Below are 18,876 nucleotides of genomic sequence, written 5' to 3'. Positions count from 1 at the left end.
CACTACCGGAAAATCCTTGGGAGCAGCTGGGGTGTTAGTGGCGCTGCTGATGCTGGGGGGCTGTGCCCTTGCTCCGGGAGGTCATATCGACCATCGAAACGTGGATTCTTCCCTCGATTCTCGTGTCGATGTGGTGCCAATTACTCCTGAACTCGTCAATGCTCCGGTGGTAGAGGCTGACATGCCCCGTGCAATGTCAGGCTCGCTTCGCCAGGAAATCGAGAACTACGAATACCGGATCGGCCCCGGCGATGTGCTGAGCGTCATCGTCTACGACCACCCCGAATTGACCATTCCAGCGGGGGGGGAGCGTGCCGCGGCGGAGACCGGTAACCGGGTGCGCCCCGACGGCACCATGTTCTACCCCTATGTGGGACGGGTGAGGGTGGCCGGCATGACCCTGGAGGAGGTGCGCAGCCTGCTGACCCGTCGGCTCTCCGAGGTGATCGCCTCACCCCAGGTAGAGGTCGGCATGGCCGCCTTCCGCTCCCAGAAGGCCTATATCAGCGGGGCGGTGGAGAATCCCGGTACCCTGCCGATCACCATCGTGCCGATGACCGTGCTGGACGCCATCAGCGAGGCGGGCGGCGCCCGGCCCAACGCCGATTGGCACAACGTCACTCTGAACCGCGATGGCCGCGACGAGACGATATCCCTGCATGCCATGCTGCGTCAGGGTGACATGAGCCAGAACCGGCTGCTGCGCGACGGCGATGTGCTCCATGTGCCGACCTCGGAGAACCAGAACGTGGTGGTGCTGGGGCAGGTGCAGCGTCCGGGATCCATCGCGCTGGGCAACGAGCGTGTCACCCTGACCACGGCCCTGGCCAGGGCGGGTGGCGTCAACGAGAGTCGTGCTCAGCCATCGGGCATCTTCGTGGTGCGCGCCAAGGCACCCGACGCCGCCGCTGACAAGGTGGCAACCGTCTACCAGCTCGATATCCGCGATGCTACTCGGCTGATATTGGGCACCCGCTTCCCCCTCGAGCCTCAGGATGTTGTCTATGTGACTTCGGCCCCGCTGGCGCGCTGGAACAACGTGATCTCGCTGCTGCTGCCGTCGGTGAATCTGCCGGGTGATGTCGCAAGATCGGTCGATAATGTCGGGGATCTATAACGAGAGATCATGGTCATGACAGTCTTTCCAGGTCACCACGGGTTGTCGAGTGAGCCGTCCCGCGACATCCCAGATATCAGCCTCGTGAAGATCGTATCCATCCTTATGGAGCACAAGTGGAAGATCATTTTCACGGGCATGTTGTTTCTGCTGGGCGGGTACTTTTACGCTGGTTCCCAGCCCAGGATCTATCAGGCCGATACCCTGATCCAGATCGAGGGACGGCGCACCACTCTGGGGTTGCTCGAGACCCTGGCGGTGGGGGATCAGGGAGGCAACCCGACCACCGCAGAGCTGGAGATTCTTCAGTCGAGAATGGTGATCGGTGAAACCGTGGACCGCCTCGACCTGGCCATCCAGATCGAGCCCCGGCGCCTGCCCTTCGCAGGCGATTTTCTGGTCAACCATGGCTTCACTCGCGACCAGGTCGATCGGCTGACCCCTGGTATCCTGGCCGGCTGGCTGGGTTCGCTGGGTGGCGGGCACCAGCAGGACGGCAGCCCCTACGTGTGGGCGGGCGAGTCGCTGCAGGTCACCCGCTTCGACGTGCCGAGCCAGGCCGAGGGGCGGACCCATGTGCTGCGGGTGGGCGAGGAGGGCCAGTACGTGCTGAAGCGGGGCGAGGTGCCCGTGCTGACCGGAAGAGTCGGCGAGACGGTGCATGATGAGGCCTCCGGCTACCGTCTCTTCGTGAGCCAGCTCGAGGCCCATCCCGGGGCGGAGTTCATGATCCGCCGCGTGTCGCAGCTCGATGCCATCTCACAGCTGCAGCGGCGGCTGACCATCCAGTCTCGGGGCAAGGATTCCGGCGTCTATCAGGTGATGCTCAGCGGCCAGGATCGCGAGCAGATCGTTCGGGTGCTGGACACCATCACCGGGGTCTTCCTGTCCCAGAATGTCCAGCGACAGTCCGAGGAAGCCGAGAAGCAGCTGGCCTTCCTCGAGGAGCAGATTCCCCAGGTCAACGTGGAGCTGACGGAAGCCGAGAATGCCCTGAACGACTACCGCGCCGAGCGGGACTCGGTCGACCTGACCTTCGAGACCCAGAACCTGTTGCGCAGCCTGGTCGCCGTGGATAACCAGCTCTCGGAGCTGGCCCTGGCCGAGGCGGAGCTGGCCGAGCGTTTTCGTCCCACCCACCCGAACTATCAGGCCCTGCTGCGCAAGCGCTCGCAGTTGCAGGCCGAGAAGCTCCAGCTCGAGGCCAGTGTCAACGACCTGCCGGAGACTCAGCAGGAGGTGCTGCGCCTCACCCGAGATACCCAGGTGAACCAGCAGATCTACGTGCAGCTGCTCAACAAGCGCCAGGAGATGCGGCTGGTACGGGCGGGCACTGTCGGCAACGTGCGGATACTCGATGCCGCCGTGCTGCAGCGCGGAAGTATCGCCCCCCGGGTGGGTCTGCTTACACTCGGCAGCGCCCTGATGGGCGTGCTGCTGGCCATCGTGGGCGTGATGCTCCGGCTGGCCTTCAACCGCGCCGTCGAGACGCCTGAGCAACTCGAGGCCATCGGGCTGCCGGTCTATGCGATCGTGCCGGTCTCATCGGGCCAGCACAAGCTGTCGCACTTCCTTAGGCGCCGCCGAAAGGAGGGGGTCAATATCTTCCGCGGGCTGCTGGCCATCACCGACCCCGAAGAGCCGACGGTCGAGGCCCTGCGTGGTCTGCGCACCAGCCTCTACTTCGCGATGCTGGAATCCGGCAACAATCGCTTGATGATCACCGGGGCGAGCCCCGAGGCCGGCAAGAGCTTCATCGCCGCGAACCTCGCTGTGGTCTGCGCCCAGGCCGGGCAGCGGGTGCTGCTGATCGACGCCGACATGCGCAAGGGGCATCTGCACCACGCCTTCCAGCAGGCCGGCAAGGGCGGGCTCTCGGAGCTGCTGACCACCCAGATCGGTATCGACGAGGCGATCCGACCCAGCGGGATCGACAACCTCGACTTCCTGGCCCGCGGGATGGTGCCGCCCAACCCCTCCGAGCTGCTGATGCAGCAACCCTTCCATGACCTGCTCGACTGGGCGGCACCCCACTATGACCTGGTGATCCTGGACACCCCGCCGGTGATGGCGGTGACCGATGCGGCCATCGTCGGCAAGCACGCCGGCTCCTGCCTGATGGTGGCTCGCTATGGCGTCAATCCGCCCAAGGAGCTCGAGATCACCAAGCGCCGGCTCGAGCATGCGGGTGTGCGGGTGAGGGGGGCCGTGCTCAATGCCGTGGCCTATTCCACCAACCGCCAGTACGGCTACTACAACGTCTACGCGTACCGCTAGTCGCCATCGCCCGTTGCGGGCGGTGGCGGCCATGCCATGCCGGGCAGGGAGGAAGGGGGTCATGGTTGCATATCTCTGGGCACTCGGTGTCTTTCTGTCCCAGTTCTATGTGCTGTCGAGCGGCCAGCCGCAGCCGGCTCACCTGCTGTTTGCCCTGAACTTCCTGCTGCTGGGCTTCGTCTACTCCTTCGCGATTCCCTTCCGGAGCCAGGACGAGCGGTTGACGGCGCTCTTCCTGCTGGCCTTCTGCGGCTATGCGCTGATCGCCAACCTGGCCTGGGTACTTGTTGCGCAGAACCCCGCCTTCCTCAAGGCCTCCATCTATTGGGTCTACGGCGTTCTGCTGTTCCTGTTCCTGCTGCCGTCACTGGGCGATGAACGCGTCAGAAGAGCGGTCGCCCTGGCGTGCGGGGCCAGCATCGTGCTGCTGTTCCTCTTCTGGGCCACCGGGCTCGGACGCTACGAGGTCGGCAGCCGCTACCAGGGATTCTTCAACGACCCCAACCAGATGGCGTTCTACGTGATCTGCGTCTTCTCGACCTTCTTCTACCTGCTGAGAGGCAAGGGCAGCGGACAGTTGCTGTTCGCGATCGGTGTCATCAGCGTGGTGCTGGTCTTCGTCACCCAGTCCCGGTCCGCCCTGCTGGGGATCTTCTTCTCGCTGCTGGCGGCCTACCTTCGCTTCATCGACAACATGGCGGTCGGGTCCGGCGGCAGGGAGCGGATACTTGCGGTCATCATCGGGATCGTGGCGGTCCCGCTCTTCCTCTATATGCTCTTCAGCCTGGAGACCGCGGACGTGGCCGTCTCGCGCTTCGCTGGGACAGATGTCGCCACCCAGGCAGAGATCCGGGGCTATACCCGGCTTGTCGAGTTCCCGGCATACCTCTTCCTTGGGGCCGGGCAGGGGCTGGACATGCGCTTCGGAAGCCGCCATGAGATCCACTCGACCTGGGTGGCGTTGCTCTTCTACTACGGAATAGTGGGTCTTGCGATCTTCATGGCGTTCATCGCCAGGATCTTCCTGCGCCTGGACATGGCCGGAAGGGTCGCCTTCCTGGGGCCCGTGTTCTACGGCATCTCGACCTACGGCGCGAGGACCCCCATCTTCTGGGTCTTTCTCGCGGCGGCCGCCCTGGCGGCGGCCCGGGAAGTCGAGCCATCGCCCTTGACCGCGCCTGTCAGGGGACTCGCACCATGATCGCCAGAGGCTGGCTCCTGCCGGCGCTGGGCCTTGGCCTGGCGGCGCTCCTAGTGACGACCGTGTCGAGCGAGCCGACGGTGCTGGTGGCCCAGGGAGAGACGACGCCGGTCGAGAGCGCCGGCGATGCCGCCGATGACAGCGCGATCTGGTTCAACGCTTCCCACCCGGGCGATAGCCGCGTGCTAGGCACCGACAAGCAGCGTGGGCTCGAGGTCTATGACCTGAAAGGCCAGAGGGTGCAGTCCCTGCCGGTGGGGCGACTCAACAACATCGACCTGCGCCAGGGCGTGCCGATGCAGGGGCGCCACAGGGATCTCGCGGTGGCTACCCATCGCGACGAGGGTGGCCTGATGGTGTTCGAGATCGGGCGCGATGGCCGGGTGGTTCCCGTCGGGCTGGCCAGGATGGAACTCGAGAAGATCTACGGCACCTGCCTCTATCGCCACGGCGATGAACTGCACGTCTTCACGAACACGATGGATGGGCGCTACCAGCATCATCGGCTGGAGCTCGCCGACGCCGGCCCCGAGATCACCTTGCTGCGCGAGTTTCGGCTCGACAGCCAGCCCGAGGGCTGCGTCGCGGACGACCGGACCGAGCGCCTCTTCATCGGCGAGGAGGATGTCGGCGTCTGGGTGATGGCGGCAGCTCCCGAGGCCGCAACCACGCGGGAACTGGTGGTGCGTGCCGAGCCGCCGCTGGCCGCTGATATCGAGGGACTCGCCCTGTATGGCAGCGACTTCCTGCTGGTCTCGAGCCAGGGCAACCACCGCTTCGCCGTGCTGGATGCGCGCCCTCCCTATCGACTGCAGGGCACCTTCCGGGTGGACGCGGACCCTGTCGCCGGGTTCGGTGACGTGCGTGATACCGACGGGGTCGCGGTCAGTGCCCATGGCTTCGGCTCCGATTTCCCGCAGGGCCTGGTGGTGCTCCAGGACGGGCGGAATGCGCCCGAGAATCAGAACTTCAAGTATCTGCACTGGGGGCGAGTCCTTGAGGCGCTGGGGCTTGGTGAGACAACGGATAGGGAGTAGGCAATATGACATGGCTCGACGCCCTGATGACGATGCCTCGTCATCGCAAGCGCCACCTGCTTCAGCTCATCGATGCGTTGACCGTGGCGATGAGTCTCAACCTGGCGGTCCTGCTGCATTGGGACACCGGACTGGCTCCGTTTGCTACGAGTCTGTGGTTCCTGACAGGCCTGGTCACCGTCGCCACCCTGGCGTGCTTTCACTGGCTGGGAATCTACCGGCTGGTGCTGCGCTACATGAACCCCAGCGCCGTACTCAGCCTGGGCACAGGGGCTCTGGTCTCGTCGCTGCTGGTGCTGCTGTTCGATGGGATGATGGGGGGCCTGCTATCGCCATCGGTGGCGGTCATCCATGGGCTGGCACTGCTGGTGGGCGTGGGTGGCGTGCGCTACGCGCTGCGCGAGCTCTACCTGGTGAGTCAGCGCCGCCAGCGGCGACCAGTGGTGATCTATGGGGCCGGCGCCGCCGGCTGTGAGCTGGCCTCGGCGCTGCGCCATGGGAGGGAGTACGAGCCGGTGGCCTTCATCGATGACTGGCGCGGCCTCGAGGGTACTCTCGTCGATGGCCTTCACGTGCATCAGCCCTGCGACCTGGAGACCCTCGTCGACGAGCATCGTGCCGCCATGGTGCTGCTGGCGATCCCCAGCGCCACCCGCAGCCGTCGCCGCGAGATCCTCCAGCGTCTTTCGACGCTCTCCATCCCGGTGCAGACGATCCCCGGCAGTGCGGATGTCATTGCCGGAAACGCCAGCATCAGCGAGGTCAGGGATGTGGCGGTGGAGGATCTGCTCGGTCGCGACCCGGTCCCCCAGTTCCCCGACCTGATGGATGCCAATATCCGCGGCAAGTCGGTGATGGTCACCGGTGCCGGCGGCTCCATCGGCAGCGAGCTGTGTCGACAGATCATCGACCAGCAGCCCGCACGGCTGCTGCTGGTCGACAACTGCGAGTTCGCGCTCTTCTCCATCGAGCAGGAGCTGCTGGGGCATCCCGGCGTGGGTCGATCCGGCGTCGAGGTCAAGCCGCTGCTGGCCTCCATCCAGCATCGCGATGCCATGGCCGCGATCTTCGACGGCTTCGAGGTGCATACCGTCTACCATGCGGCGGCCTACAAGCATGTGCCGATGGTGGAGTACAACCTGATCGAGGGGGTCCGCAACAACGTCTTCGGCACCCTGAAACTGGCCCGCTCTGCCATCAGCGCCGGGGTGGAGACCTTCGTGATGGTCTCCACCGACAAGGCGGTTCGCCCGACCAATGCCATGGGCGCCTCCAAGCGGCTGACCGAGCTGATCTGCCAGGCCCTTGCCCGCTCAGGCTGTGCTACCCGCTTCTGCATGGTTCGCTTCGGCAACGTGCTGGGCTCCAGCGGCTCCGTGGTGCCTAGCTTCCGCGAGCAGATCGAGCGGGGCGGGCCGGTGAAGGTGACCCATCCCGAGATCACCCGCTACTTCATGACCATTCCCGAGGCGGCCCAGCTGGTGATCCAGGCGGGGGCCATGGCCCGGGGGGGGGAGGTCTTCGTCCTCGACATGGGGGAGCCCGTGCGCATCCAGGACCTCGCGGTCAACATGATTCGCCTCTCGGGCCTGGAGGTGAAGGACAGCGAGCATCCCGATGGCGATATCGAGATCGTCCATACCGGGCTGAGGCCGGGCGAGAAGCTCTTCGAGGAGCTGCTGATCGGCGAGGCGGTGTCGGGAACTCGCCACGACCGGATCATGACCTCCCGGGAACCGTTCTGGGAGTGGCCCCGCCTGGAGGCCTTCCTGCAGGAGCTGGACCGGGCGCTGGGGGCCTCGGACCACCTGGAGGTCCGGCGCCTGCTGCAGTCTGCACCGCTGGCCTATCACCCCGCCGACAGCATGGCCGACCTGGTGTGGCAGGCGCGCAATGATCGCCTGCTGGCCGGCAATGTCCCAGCTGGAATCGAGGACGGCACCATCGATCTCTCGGGCCCTGTCGGGCTCCACTCTTCCAAGCCAGTCTGAGCGAAACCGGGATGGTGATGCCATGTTGAAGGACCTGCGTGAACTCTTTTCCCTGCTGAGCCGAGACCAGCGCCTGCGGCTGCTGCGCCTGCAGGGACTGATCATCATCATGTCGTTTGCCGAGATCGCCAGCGTCGTGTCGATCGGCCCCTTCATGGCCGTGGTGGGAGACATGCAGCGGCTAAGGGGCGAGGGGCGCATGGCCTGGGCTTACCAGGCCAGCGGCCTGCAGAGCCCCGAGGCCTTCCTGACCCTGCTGGGGGTCATGGTGTTGGTGATCCTGTTTCTCTCGGCGATGTTTTCCATGTACACCACCTGGCGGCTGTCGCTCTACAGCGCCAGCGTGGGGGCCGAGCTGTCGAGCCGACTCTACCGTTACTACCTGCACCAGCCCTGGCTCTTCCACTCCGGACAGAGCACCAGTCGCCTGATCAGCAAGGCGTCCCAGGAGGTGCAGCGAGCCACCACCAAGATCATTTCTCCAAGCCTCCAGCTCAATGCCAAGTTGGTGATGGTCTCCAGCATGATCCTGGCGATCTTACTCTATCAGCCGGTAGTGGCCATGGTCGGTGCCCTGATTTTCGCGGCTACCTATCTGCTGCTCTACAAGACGGTGCGCCGCTTCCTGGTGACCAATGGCCGGCGTGTCTCCAGCGCCCAGGCCAAGCGATTCAAGCTGATGACCGAGGGCTTCGGCGGGATCAAGGACCTGCTGCTGATGCATCGACAGGGCACCTTCGTGCGTCGCTTCGAGCAGGCCAGCTATCGTGTGGCACGTGGGCAGGGGGTCACTCAGGGACTCAGTGATGCCCCCCGCTATGCCATCGAGCTGGTGGCCTTTGCCTCCATCGTGCTGCTGGTGCTCTACCTGCTCAATCTCTATGAGGGCAACCTGGGGGCGATCCTGCCGGCGCTCTCCATCTACGCCCTGGCTGGTTTCAAGATGTTGCCGGCCTTCCAGCGAATCTACTCAGCCATCTCGGTGATTCGCGGCAACCTGGCGGCCTACTACAGTCTGCGCGATGACCTGCTGGCGAGCCGTGAGAATCCCGATGACGTATCGCCAGGGTGGCAGGAGGTGATCGTGCCGCTGGTGCCCGAGCATGCCATCGGATTGCAGGACGTGACCTTTGCCTACCCGGGAAAGAAGGACAGGGCGCTGAACGGACTGACGTTGACGATTCCAGCCAACCGGATGATCGGCCTGGTCGGAGCCTCGGGCAGCGGCAAGAGCACGACGGTGGACATGCTGCTGGGGTTGATCCAGCCAGACAAGGGGGAGGTGCTTATCGATGGCGTGCCACTGGGCTCCGAGAATCTGCGTCGGTGGCAGGCCGGCCTGGGGCTGGTGCCGCAGCAGATCTTCCTGGCCGATGCCAGCATCCTCGAGAACGTTGCCTTCGGCGTGGAACAGGACCTGATCGATGAAGCCAGGGCCCTGGAAGCCCTCAGGATGGCCCAGCTCGATGAACTGATCGAGAAGCTGCCGGAGGGCATCCACACCTGGGTCGGCGAGCGTGGCGTTCAGCTCTCCGGAGGACAGCGCCAGCGCATCGGGATAGCCCGAGCACTCTACCAGCAGGCGAAAGTGCTGGTCCTTGACGAGGCGACCAGCGCCCTTGATGGAATCACCGAACGCCGGGTGATGGAGGATATACAGCGCTTGGCCGGCAACCTGACCATCGTGCTGATTGCTCACCGCCTGACCACCGTCAAGGGCTGCGACATGATCTATATCCTCGAGTCCGGACAGGTGGCCGACAGCGGTACCTATGACGACCTGATGGCACGCAATACCACCTTCAAGATGATGGCCAACCTGTAACTCCTTCCCGGTGCGATCTTTCCGAGGCGCTTTGTACCATGAGCAATAATGACGAACAGCATGATGAGAAAACCCCCTTCTTCTCGGTGATCATTCCTGTTCACAACAAGGCAGATTATCTGGAGAAGTCGCTGGCCTGCGTCCATGCCCAGATCTTCCGGAATTTCGAGGTCATTGCGGTCGATGACTGCTCCACCGATGGCTCATTGGAGATTCTGCAGCGCCACGAGAGGGCAGGGGTGCTGCGTCTCTACCGGCGGGACAAGCCGGGTCCAGGAGGGTATGCGGCCCGAAACTTCGGGGTCAGCAAGGCGCGTGCCGAGTGGGTCATATTCTTCGATGCCGATGATGCCATGCGAGATGATCACCTCTCTGTATTCCACTCGGTCATCGCTCGTAATGGAGATCTTGAGTTTATCTGCAATAACTATGTGATGAAGGTGGGAGAAAAAATCGTCGGAAAGAACAGTGGGATTCAATCTGGGCGTTACCGGAGAATCGACGGGCTTTCATTCTTTGCACATAACGATTTTGTCCATATGAACTCTGCCTGTATGCGGAGAGGTCTGTTCGATCGCCTGGGCGGTTTTCCAGAAGGGAGATACAGGCGAGGAGGAGATGTTTACTTCTGGGTGAAGCTTTTGATCTGTATCGAGGAGTTTTACTACTGCGAAAAGGTCACAACCGAGTGGCATCTAGATAACAGTTTTGTGACGAAGTGTCCTGATAATTTAACCGTGCATCCGCTGGCGGATTTTATCCGAGAGGAGGAGCCAAGACTTGACCCGGCTTGTGACATGCAGCTAAGGCGAATCATCAACAGAAAGATCATTGCATGGGCAACCGAAAAAAAACTTCAGGGTCGTCAGTGCTATCATGATTTCCCCCACGTCAGCCTGAAGGGGCTGGGGTGTGAGAACATGATGAGAATGCTGGCGCTGGCCTTGCCGGCAAGTATTTATCAGGTGGCCATCACGATGAAGCGTGCATGGAGAGCGGGGTGAGCTGCTTGGCTGAACGCCCATGAAATTGGAAGGGGCCGGCTCCTCAATAATGAGGCGATGGTAGTAGGACCAGTGACGAATGCAAGAAGTCTTCACCTCCAGGTATTCCATATGAATATCACCAGAATCTTGAGTCGTGTGTCAGTTGACCTCGTGTGGATGCCCATCGCGCTCCTGACACTCCTGGTTCCAAGGAATAGGAGGCTATGGGTCTTTGGAAGCTGCAGTGGTTACAAGTACGCTGACCACTCACGCATGCTTTACGAGAGTCTGCGTGACAATGGAGATTATGCAGCTATTCGTGTGGTATGGAGCACCAAATCGGACGAGATATTTCACGACCTTGAAGGTCGTGGATATCCGGTGATAAAGGCCAATACCCTGCGTGGATTCCTGACAACACTGCGCGCAGGAGTGTGTGTCTACACACACTATGCGCATGATCACAACCGAATTGCGGCATTTGGTGCCTACAAGATCCAGCTGTGGCACGGCATCCCGCTCAAGAGATTCAAGGCAGTGTCGGGACTTCTCGACAAGGGTTTTGCTGGCAGGGGTTACAGGGGGCTTCACAACTGGATGCTTGAAGTCCAGAGGGTGATGTTTCCCTGGGCAAATCCGACTTGGGACCTGCTGGTGTTCCAGAGCGATGTTGATCGCGAGCGCACTGGAGCGGCTTTCAAAGGGACCTATAGACAGGGGTTGGTTGCGGGATCGATCAGAGGTGAGAACCTGCGACAGCAGTTTTCTCTCGGCCGGATGGATAGCGACAAGCGAACCAGAAGAATTCTCTACGCACCTACGCACAGAGCCCTGGGGCGCGAGTCGCTCTTTGCAAAGGTTCCCGTACCCGAAGGGGAGGTCCTTCATGGCAGGCTTCGCGGTATGGGTGCCACGCTGGATGTCAGGTTGCACCCTTGCCAGGAGAAAGAACCCGTGCCAGAAGCCTTGAACAGTGGTCCTGCACGCCTCGTCGGGAATGGCTCAGGCGATGATATCTACAGGGATCTGCATTGCTATGACCTTCTGATAACAGACTACTCCAGTATTTTCATTGACGTCCTGCCGCTGGAGATGCCGATCGTCTTTCTGGCTCCAGATCACCTTGATTATTCCGCCGAAGATCAGGGTTTCTTCAGTGATAAGTTCTCCGTCCCTGGCCCGGTGGCGATGACGTGGGAGGAGGCGCTGGATTATTGCGATTCATTGCTGAATGAAGGAGTTGATCCATGGGGAGATGCCCGTAAAGAAGCGTCTGTCTTCTATTTCAAGGGTAGTTCCATCAAGGGCTCGCCCATGGAAAAGGTCCTTTCGACAGTCAAGGAGAAGTTGGAAATCTAGCCCGTCTGGTGGCACTCATGTGTCGATTAGAAGTGAGTGTTCTCTTGAGTTGTCAGCCTTTCATGATGGTGTATGGGTGGGGTGTGGATGGCCTCGTCGAAGGGGCTATTGTTGATGCGGTTTCTCACCTTGTAATAAAAATATTACTTGGTGAAGAATATTGCCTGGCTACCAAGGAGTCGAGTCATGTCCAAGTCAAGAGAAAGAGTGGTTTTAATTCTTAAGCGCTTGCTGGCAAGGCTTGGTTACAGTGTCAGGCCGATCAGTTCGTCAGCGCCTATGCCACTGCTCTCATTTGATGGTAACCCAAGGTCATTGAGATACTTGAATAGAAAGAGGCACTTCCTGATCACCGGAAAAATGGATGACGGAAGGTCGCTGTTTGTCTTCTCTCTGGGCAGCGAAGGTGGGCACCCCTTCGTTGAGGCAGTCAGGGAGGCTCTTGGTCGATCATTGCCAGGGGGCGATGGGAGACAGTCTATCCACTCCAAGTTGTTGGAATTCTATTCGAGCTATCAACCTGGCTGTGCTGCAGAGGTGCTTGGTGCTTCTGGGGACGACATACCGATGCTTGGCAGTCAGCCGCCCTGGGTAGTGATAAAACCATGGGAAGACTTAACGGTAGAAGAGCGAATAGAGAAAATCATCAAGACAGAGAAAGAAGATAATAGCCAGGTATCAACATCTGATATCAGTATCGAGCATGGATGCAATTTTTGCGGACCGGTCTCGGGCGATAAACTCGTGATTGAAGTGGAAAGGCTGTATGCTATCGCGAAATCCGTCAGCAAGAATGGATTCCAGAGGCACGATTTTGTTGATGGTGATATCAGGGCAGATATTCTGGTTCAGTCTTCGGGTGATTGGAGGTGGGTCGTGAAATCAGGTCATCATCGCGTATCGGTATTGAGTGCGCTGGGCTTTCAAGAGGTTCCTATCAGAGTCGAGACCATTGTCTGTCGTGATGAGGTAGATGTCTGGCCGCAGGTTCTCGCGGGAAATTACACGAGAGAGATGGCGTTGAAGGTTTTCGATAATATGTTCTCGGGTGTAGGAGCGCATGAGAAGAAAAAGCGTGCACTTCAAAGTGAAGCCGCCTGACCTGACGCTATTGTGCGGTCCCTTGAAGTTTCGATGAGGACGATTAGGATGAATATCAAGAAAGCCATCAGGCGCCGAGTTTCTGCTGCTCTTGGAAGGCCGAGGAATCAGCGCAGGTTCATCGACTCATCGCTCGGGATTGCTGGTTTCCTTAGGGTAATGAAAGAAGAAGATGTCAACTATGTTGCGCTGCGCTGGTTTGAGTCCTTGCCTGAAGTGGCGCCTGGTGAAGATATTGACATCCTGGTGGCTGATAATGATGTCGAAATCATGACGTCCTATATGAAGGTGGCTGGAAAAAAGGGCGATATTCCCTGTGATATCTACAGTGTCAGCGGCTTGCCAGGTTCCAGTTCAAGGAACATGCCCTATTATCCCGTACCGATTGGCAGGAAGATTCTGGAAGATGCCATATGGGTAAACGATCTTGTCAGGGCGCCTTCTCCTGATGATCATTTCCTTTCGTTGAGCTATCACGTTGTCTATCACAAGGGCTACGCGGCAGGGGTCCCCTCTGAAGACGAGGAACGTAACAGGAAGGTGCTTCCCTGCAGTGATCATGATTACGTGGAAACGCTCAAGAGGCTGGGTCGCGAGTCAAGCCTGAATCTGGATGACCTCGATCCTACTTGTAGGGTCCCGGATGATCAAATCGCCTATAGGAGTTATCCTTTGCTAGCCGCCAGGGAGCTACCGATCAGTCAGACAGGACTGCCGCCTGACTTGCCGTACACAGGATTTGACAATAACTCCCTATCCGAGCTATCAGCGGTACATTACCGAATCAAGGCGGACAGACGCTAAGGCACTACTGATGACAGCTGCAGGTGACCTGGAGCGTTGCTATACCAGAATCAATGATTACGAAGCATGTTTTGGGGATCTAAATGTTTCTGGACGAGAGTCGGAAAATAAGTTTTACATAATTATTGCTCCAGAAGAAGATGATTTGGAGCCCTACCTATATGTGCTTTCAGCTGAGCCCCAAGGTGCTCAGGAAAGAGATAAAGACGGTTGTGGGACATTTACTTTGACGCACAGAGGCGAAAGAGGTGCTGGCGCAGATGATTGCTGGTAAGCCTTTGGGGCGCCCTTCAGGTTTTACCCTGATTGAGTTGCTGGTCACCATCGCGGTTGCCGTTATTCTTGCGACCGTTGCTGTGCCGGGCTTTCAGAGCCTGGTAACCACCAATCGTCAAGCTGCCGACTTCAACGAGATTCTCACCAGCCTAACCTATGCCAGAAGCGAGGCCGTCAAGCGCAGGGAAAATATTGCTGCGCAGATTACATTGGATAATGAAAGTGGCGCCTGGAGAATTGAAGTTGTTAGAGATGACGACGTGCTGATGGTGCGTGAGGCTAGGGATGGTCGTGTATTGGTTTCTGAAGCCGTGGTGATATTCAACTCGTTGGGAAGAAGAAATGGCTGTGAGATAGAGGGAGAGGCTGACCCAGGCTGTGAAATTGATGTCGGAGACAGGAGCGTCGTAATCGGGCCCTCCGGGCGCATAGAGAGGGGGTAGGCCTTGGTGATTCATTCAAGAAAAATAAGGCACTTCCAGAAAGGGTTTACTCTGCTGGAAGTGTTGATTGCCATCCTGGTACTCTCCTTCGGCTTGTTGGGGTTGGCCGCCATGCAACTAAATGCCCTCCAGAGTGCACACTTCTCCTATCAGGGTACCATCGCCAATCTCGCAGCTAAAGATGTCAAAGAACGTATTTGGGCAAAACTGCTGGAGCTTCAGGAAAAGGAAGAGGATGGGGAGGTGGTCTCTTATGTGGCGTGCCCATCAAGTGCCGAGAACCCTCCCAGTCCCAGTCGGCTGTCTCGGGTTATGGATGATGCCAACGTGGAGTGGAGAGACAAACTTCCTGAGATGGAGGTCGTTTTAACTGAGAAGGTTGGCACCTCTTGTGGTTATACGGTGGAAATATACTGGCTTGATGAAAGGTTTGGGACGATAGAGAGAGATGAGGGTGATGGTCTATATTCGCGTTATGTCTACCATGTTCACTTGCCAGGCCAGGCTTTTGTTGTCAAATAAAGTTGGTTTCGTTTGTGTTGGAAGTGGGCTGGAGGTGTGCCTTGAAGCGTAACCTTGGCTTTACCCTTGTCGAACTTATGGTGGCTCTGGTGATTGGCCTTCTGGTGGTGGCGGGGGCTATTCAGTTATTTGTCATGACGAAACGGACGTTTAATGAGATGGAGGGGCTTTCCACGAGACAGGAGAGTCTCAGGTATGTTTCGGATGTGGTGTCGGCAGATATTAGAACGGCTTCTTCTGTGTCATTGTTGAGTGATCCCGCCTTACTTCCAGTGAACTGTAATCCCGGTGATGATAGCGCTGGAGGTAGTGAAGTCCTAGAGATGCGGTATGATCAAGGAGCAGATGACCGGTATTCTAGGGTAAATGATCCATATTGTGCCACTCCTGATATGCCGCTTAGGAGAGTTAGGTATTTTCTGAATGAAGTCGATGATGATGGTCGAGGCGTGGTGAGGGGCTGCTACACCTGTGGGGAGAGTGAGGAAGAGAAAAGCCCAGTCATGACGCTCCTAACTGGTGTAAATATTGGTGCTGGTGTAATTGTTAATGGTGTTTATCAAGTCTTTATTAGGCTTGATGGCGAGAGTGATGAGTTTTCCTTTATGTCGGTTAGGCGAGAGAAGGTCGTGTGTGAGCTCTCTCCAGATATTGATTGCTGATTAAGCCTATTAATGTTTTCTAGGTGGGGGAGAGATGAACATGAACAAAAGAGGCCAAAGGGGAGCGGCGCTGATCGTCAGCCTTGTGCTTTTGGTAGTCGCGCTACTTTTATCTCTGTCTAGTATGCAGAACTCTCGCCTGGAAGAGTCCATGGCTGGTAACTACCGAGCTTCCGATAGGGCGTTGATGGCAGCTGAGTATGGCGCTGCAGAGGTGCTTTCTGGTGTCTATGGGGAGAGTTTCGACACTCCTACCCTGGAAGGTTTTTTGAATGCCATGAGTGATCTTATTGGAGGTTATAATAAGATCGATGACGATGATAGTGTCTATTATACGATAAGGAGCGAGGTGGCTGCCCCGGATGAGCAAAGTGACTGGAATGTTTATCTAGTTTCAGTCGGAATTGTCGTGTCGGGTGATATCGAGAATGGTGCTGATTACGAGATAGTGGCGCAAAGAGAAGTCGAGTTTAGTGTCCGGCTGGAGGGCATTGGTAAGCTGGCTGCTGTCAACCCAGTCTGTGTCAGCTCATTCCGAAAGACCTCCCAGTCTGAGACTGATGGCGGGGAAGATGTTGATGTGATTGGGAACTATAGTCCAGCCATATCGGCCCGGAGTCGTGCCGAGGCGAGGCGCGTTGTCGCCGGAATAATATATCAGAAGAAGAATCCGTCCAGTTCTGAGATTGATAGCGTTGATAGTCACTCAGATGTGAAATTTGTTCCCGGGTCTTCAGGCGGCGAGGATGGCGTTTACCATGCCTCGAATGTTGTAACTGCAGATGGTAAAGTTGATTATTCAAGAAATTGCCCGAAAGGGAATCGCATGTGTGGCGTCAAAGGGGGGGTGTCAACCTCGCTGGCGGCACCTATACTCAATGATCCTGATCGCTTTCATGATTTCATTTCAGCAATAATGCGAGACCCGGATGTAAATTTCTCGACTTTCAACAGCCAGAACTTTGATAGTGGGAGAGTGAACGTCTTCACGAATCGCTTGCACAACGTTGTGGCTGGAGAGGTGTCGTGGGATTCCAGTGGAAACTCCTTCCCTTCGCCGATAGTCTTTAGTGAGCCACAGGCGCCCGCAGAAGAAGGTGGTGCACAAGAAACTGATGTCATAGGGGCGAATTATCAGGATTCCTTCTATGAGTTGGATGGAAATAACGTTCTCAATGCCAGTGGTGAGATTTTAAATGACGACGGCTATAGGTTGGCAAAATACAATGCTGGGAATGGGGCTTCGCTCTCTTCGGTGGAGTACTTTCCATCGTCGCAATCCTATTATCAAATAGTGGAGCAGGGTGGGAATATCTTCGATGCTGATTCAGGAAGTGCGCTTACTGATAGAGACTATTATCTCCAGTTTTCTGGCTCTAACCTAGAGCAAGCGAGCGACTTATGGGTGAGTAGTGCGAAAAAAGCATATGACACAGATGGAGGTGGAGAGAATGGGCGAGGGGTGGTTAGGGATTGTCTAGGCTGCGCAAACAGTAACGATTTCTATGTTAGGCAGCACTTCAATGACTCGAAATCATATAATGGACAGAGTGGGGTTCTGATTATCGACGGGCATGCGAGATTTAGCGGGAATCCTAATTTCGAAGGCCTTATTATTGTGCTGGGAGAGTACAGCATCAGTGGCGGTGGTGGTGATGACTTTCTTGGCTCTATTATCTCCTTTCCCTATTTTCATGATCATGAGAAAGCTGGCTTTTCCTGTGAGCCAGTGAATATTGATCATGATGGATCAGGAGGTCATGATCATATATATAATCAGTCTGCTGTAGATCGGGCATTCTCGCTCCTGCCCGAGGAGGCTAGACTGATATGGCTGCTGGGAAGTGCTTCTGGTAATGACGATGAATTTGAATTTAACCCTCATGCGTGGCTTGAGCGGATGAGTAACCAGGAGTCCTTGTAAGTAAGCGAGGAAAATCTGTACAGTGATGGTATTCGCCTGACACATGCCCCCGTGGGCTCCCTATAGTTAAGCAGTGTTTTCTGCCGTTTTCCTGGGTTCCTTCTTCGTCGCTTTTGGGAGCCCTTTCTTGAACACGGCATAGGGCGTCGAGCCCTTCATGTTGCGGCCCTGATGCGGCCGTTTCGTGTTGTAGGTGACCAGATAGTCGTCCAGGTCCTGCTGCATCTCTTCCAGGGCCTCGTACCACTTGGTGCGTCCCTGGATGCGGAAGTGCTCGTCCAGCAAGGTGCGGTGCAGCCGTTCGACGAAGCCGTTGCTCTGCGGCCGTCGCACCTTGGTGGTGCGGTGCTCGATCTCTTCGAGCTGAAGGAACAGCTCATACGGATGCTGATCCTTACGGCCGCAGAATTCTCGGCCGTTGTCGCTGAGTACCGTGCTGACCTTGGCGTTGTGAGCCTCGAAGAAGGGCAGCACGTCATTATTGAGTACATGCACGGCCGTAATGGGCAGTTTGCTGGTGTAGAGGCGGCCCCAGGCGTAGCGGCTGAAGCAGTCGATGACGGACTGCAGATAGACCTTGCCAACCCCCTTGAGGGTACCGACGAAGAAGGTATCGACAGCGACCAGTTCGCCGGTGTGGTGGACTTCGATATGCCGCTCGCGGAACTCAGGGCTGAACCGCTCCAGGTGGCGAACTTGTTCTTCGGTCAGCTCGATTTTCTGCTCGCGTGTGGCCCTCTCGAGCCGCAGGAGGCGCTCATGCCGGGTCAGCAAGTCATGGCGTCCCCATACGCCTCTGACGCCCGTAGAGCTGACCTGAATGCCACGTAGCGCCAGTTCTTGAGCGACGCGGACAGGACCGTGGGTGGGGAAGGCCAGGCTGTGCTCGAGAATGGCCGTTTCGATTTCTTCGCTGACGCGGTTGGGGTGTGGTCCCCGCGGCCCAGGGAGCTTGTCGACGAGCCCCTCGGAGCCGAAGGTTTGATAGTTGCGACGGATCTCATAGAACTGCTGCCGGGAGTAGCCCATGACCTTGCAGGCCTTGCTGACATTCTGCAGATCCTTGGCCAGTTCTAGGAGACTGAGCTTGCGGCGTGCTACCTTTTCTTCGGTGGTCATAGTCGTTTCCTCATGGTGTTACAGCCGAGCGTCAGACACTCGTTCTATAACCCACGGGGGGCACTATGACCACTTTGCTTTTCAGCGGCCGACTGTCAGGTGAATACCGTCACACTTCAGAAAATCGGGGGTAGACCCTCATGCCCTATCTAGCCTGAAATAGCACCCAGCGGCCGGCAGAAATGCCGGCCGCTGGCGTTTTTGGGGCTAGGTTCTTGCCACCCAGAACCAC

Annotated in this window: 16 protein-coding genes; 15 read left to right on the top strand and 1 reads right to left on the bottom strand. The window is 58.1% G+C overall.

Annotated features, from left to right (window positions below; all coding sequences use genetic code 11):
* Positions 1 to 31: 31 nt before the first annotated feature.
* The 15 genes from D1793_RS12380 to D1793_RS12320 all read left to right on the top strand — a co-directional run bounded on the left by D1793_RS12380 (position 32) and on the right by D1793_RS12320 (position 17,525).
* Entirely contained in the window at positions 32 to 1,117 is a 1,086-nt protein-coding gene (locus D1793_RS12380) for a polysaccharide export protein (protein WP_276111006.1), read from the top strand.
* Between the two features lie 9 nt (positions 1,118 to 1,126).
* Complete coding sequence (locus tag D1793_RS12375; protein ID WP_119022448.1) at positions 1,127 to 3,394, top strand: polysaccharide biosynthesis tyrosine autokinase; 2,268 nt, start codon at positions 1,127 to 1,129, stop codon at positions 3,392 to 3,394.
* 61 nt (positions 3,395 to 3,455) lie between these two features.
* Positions 3,456 to 4,595 (top strand): hypothetical protein, encoded by a 1,140-nt coding sequence (locus D1793_RS12370; RefSeq protein ID WP_119022447.1) that lies wholly within the window; start codon positions 3,456 to 3,458, stop codon positions 4,593 to 4,595.
* Positions 4,592 to 5,632 carry a phytase gene (locus D1793_RS12365; protein ID WP_119022446.1) on the top strand — a complete coding sequence of 347 codons (1,041 nt, stop codon included), beginning with the start codon at positions 4,592 to 4,594 and terminating at the stop codon, positions 5,630 to 5,632. The genes D1793_RS12370 and D1793_RS12365 overlap by 4 nt, the downstream gene beginning before the upstream one ends.
* Before the next feature lie 5 nt (positions 5,633 to 5,637).
* Positions 5,638 to 7,623: a nucleoside-diphosphate sugar epimerase/dehydratase gene (locus tag D1793_RS12360; protein ID WP_119022445.1), complete on the top strand. Its 1,986-nt coding sequence runs from the start codon at positions 5,638 to 5,640 to the stop codon at positions 7,621 to 7,623.
* Positions 7,624 to 7,645: 22 nt separating this feature from the next.
* Positions 7,646 to 9,448: an ABC transporter ATP-binding protein gene (locus D1793_RS12355; protein WP_119022444.1), complete on the top strand. Its 1,803-nt coding sequence runs from the start codon at positions 7,646 to 7,648 to the stop codon at positions 9,446 to 9,448.
* Between the two features lie 38 nt (positions 9,449 to 9,486).
* Positions 9,487 to 10,452, top strand: a complete 966-nt coding sequence (locus D1793_RS12350) for a glycosyltransferase family A protein (protein WP_119022443.1) — start codon at positions 9,487 to 9,489, stop codon at positions 10,450 to 10,452.
* Positions 10,453 to 10,563: 111 nt separating this feature from the next.
* Positions 10,564 to 11,793: a CDP-glycerol glycerophosphotransferase family protein gene (locus tag D1793_RS12345; protein WP_162899958.1), complete on the top strand. Its 1,230-nt coding sequence runs from the start codon at positions 10,564 to 10,566 to the stop codon at positions 11,791 to 11,793.
* A gap of 186 nt (positions 11,794 to 11,979) precedes the next feature.
* Positions 11,980 to 12,894 carry a hypothetical protein gene (locus tag D1793_RS19450; protein WP_162899957.1) on the top strand — a complete coding sequence of 305 codons (915 nt, stop codon included), beginning with the start codon at positions 11,980 to 11,982 and terminating at the stop codon, positions 12,892 to 12,894.
* A gap of 48 nt (positions 12,895 to 12,942) precedes the next feature.
* Positions 12,943 to 13,698, top strand: a complete 756-nt coding sequence (locus tag D1793_RS19445) for a hypothetical protein (RefSeq protein ID WP_162899956.1) — start codon at positions 12,943 to 12,945, stop codon at positions 13,696 to 13,698.
* A gap of 10 nt (positions 13,699 to 13,708) precedes the next feature.
* Positions 13,709 to 13,972 carry a type IV pilin protein gene (locus D1793_RS12340; RefSeq protein ID WP_240407665.1) on the top strand — a complete coding sequence of 88 codons (264 nt, stop codon included), beginning with the start codon at positions 13,709 to 13,711 and terminating at the stop codon, positions 13,970 to 13,972.
* Positions 13,947 to 14,417 (top strand): GspH/FimT family pseudopilin, encoded by a 471-nt coding sequence (locus D1793_RS12335; protein WP_162899954.1) that lies wholly within the window; start codon positions 13,947 to 13,949, stop codon positions 14,415 to 14,417. Before D1793_RS12340 ends, D1793_RS12335 begins: the two co-directional genes overlap by 26 nt.
* A 6-nt stretch (positions 14,418 to 14,423) precedes the next feature.
* Complete coding sequence (pilV, locus tag D1793_RS20040) at positions 14,424 to 14,939, top strand: type IV pilus modification protein PilV (RefSeq protein WP_276111004.1); 516 nt, start codon at positions 14,424 to 14,426, stop codon at positions 14,937 to 14,939.
* A gap of 41 nt (positions 14,940 to 14,980) precedes the next feature.
* Positions 14,981 to 15,601, top strand: coding sequence for a prepilin-type N-terminal cleavage/methylation domain-containing protein (locus D1793_RS12325; RefSeq protein ID WP_162899953.1), 621 nt, complete (start codon positions 14,981 to 14,983; stop codon positions 15,599 to 15,601).
* Between the two features lie 40 nt (positions 15,602 to 15,641).
* Entirely contained in the window at positions 15,642 to 17,525 is a 1,884-nt protein-coding gene (locus D1793_RS12320) for a PilX N-terminal domain-containing pilus assembly protein (RefSeq protein ID WP_205527543.1), read from the top strand.
* 66 nt (positions 17,526 to 17,591) lie between these two features.
* Here D1793_RS12320 and D1793_RS12315 read toward each other — a convergent pair whose 3' ends face one another.
* A complete protein-coding gene (locus tag D1793_RS12315) occupies positions 17,592 to 18,644 on the bottom strand; it encodes an IS481 family transposase (protein WP_119022437.1) in 1,053 nt (350 codons plus the stop codon).
* Positions 18,645 to 18,876 lie beyond the last annotated feature (232 nt).

Origin of the sequence: Halomonas sp. JS92-SW72 (genome assembly GCF_003547075.1) — a bacterium.
Lineage (GTDB): Bacteria > Pseudomonadota > Gammaproteobacteria > Pseudomonadales > Halomonadaceae > Halomonas > Halomonas alkalicola.
Note: the sequence above shows the minus strand (reverse complement) of the source record. Positions and strands in the feature narration are given on the sequence as shown.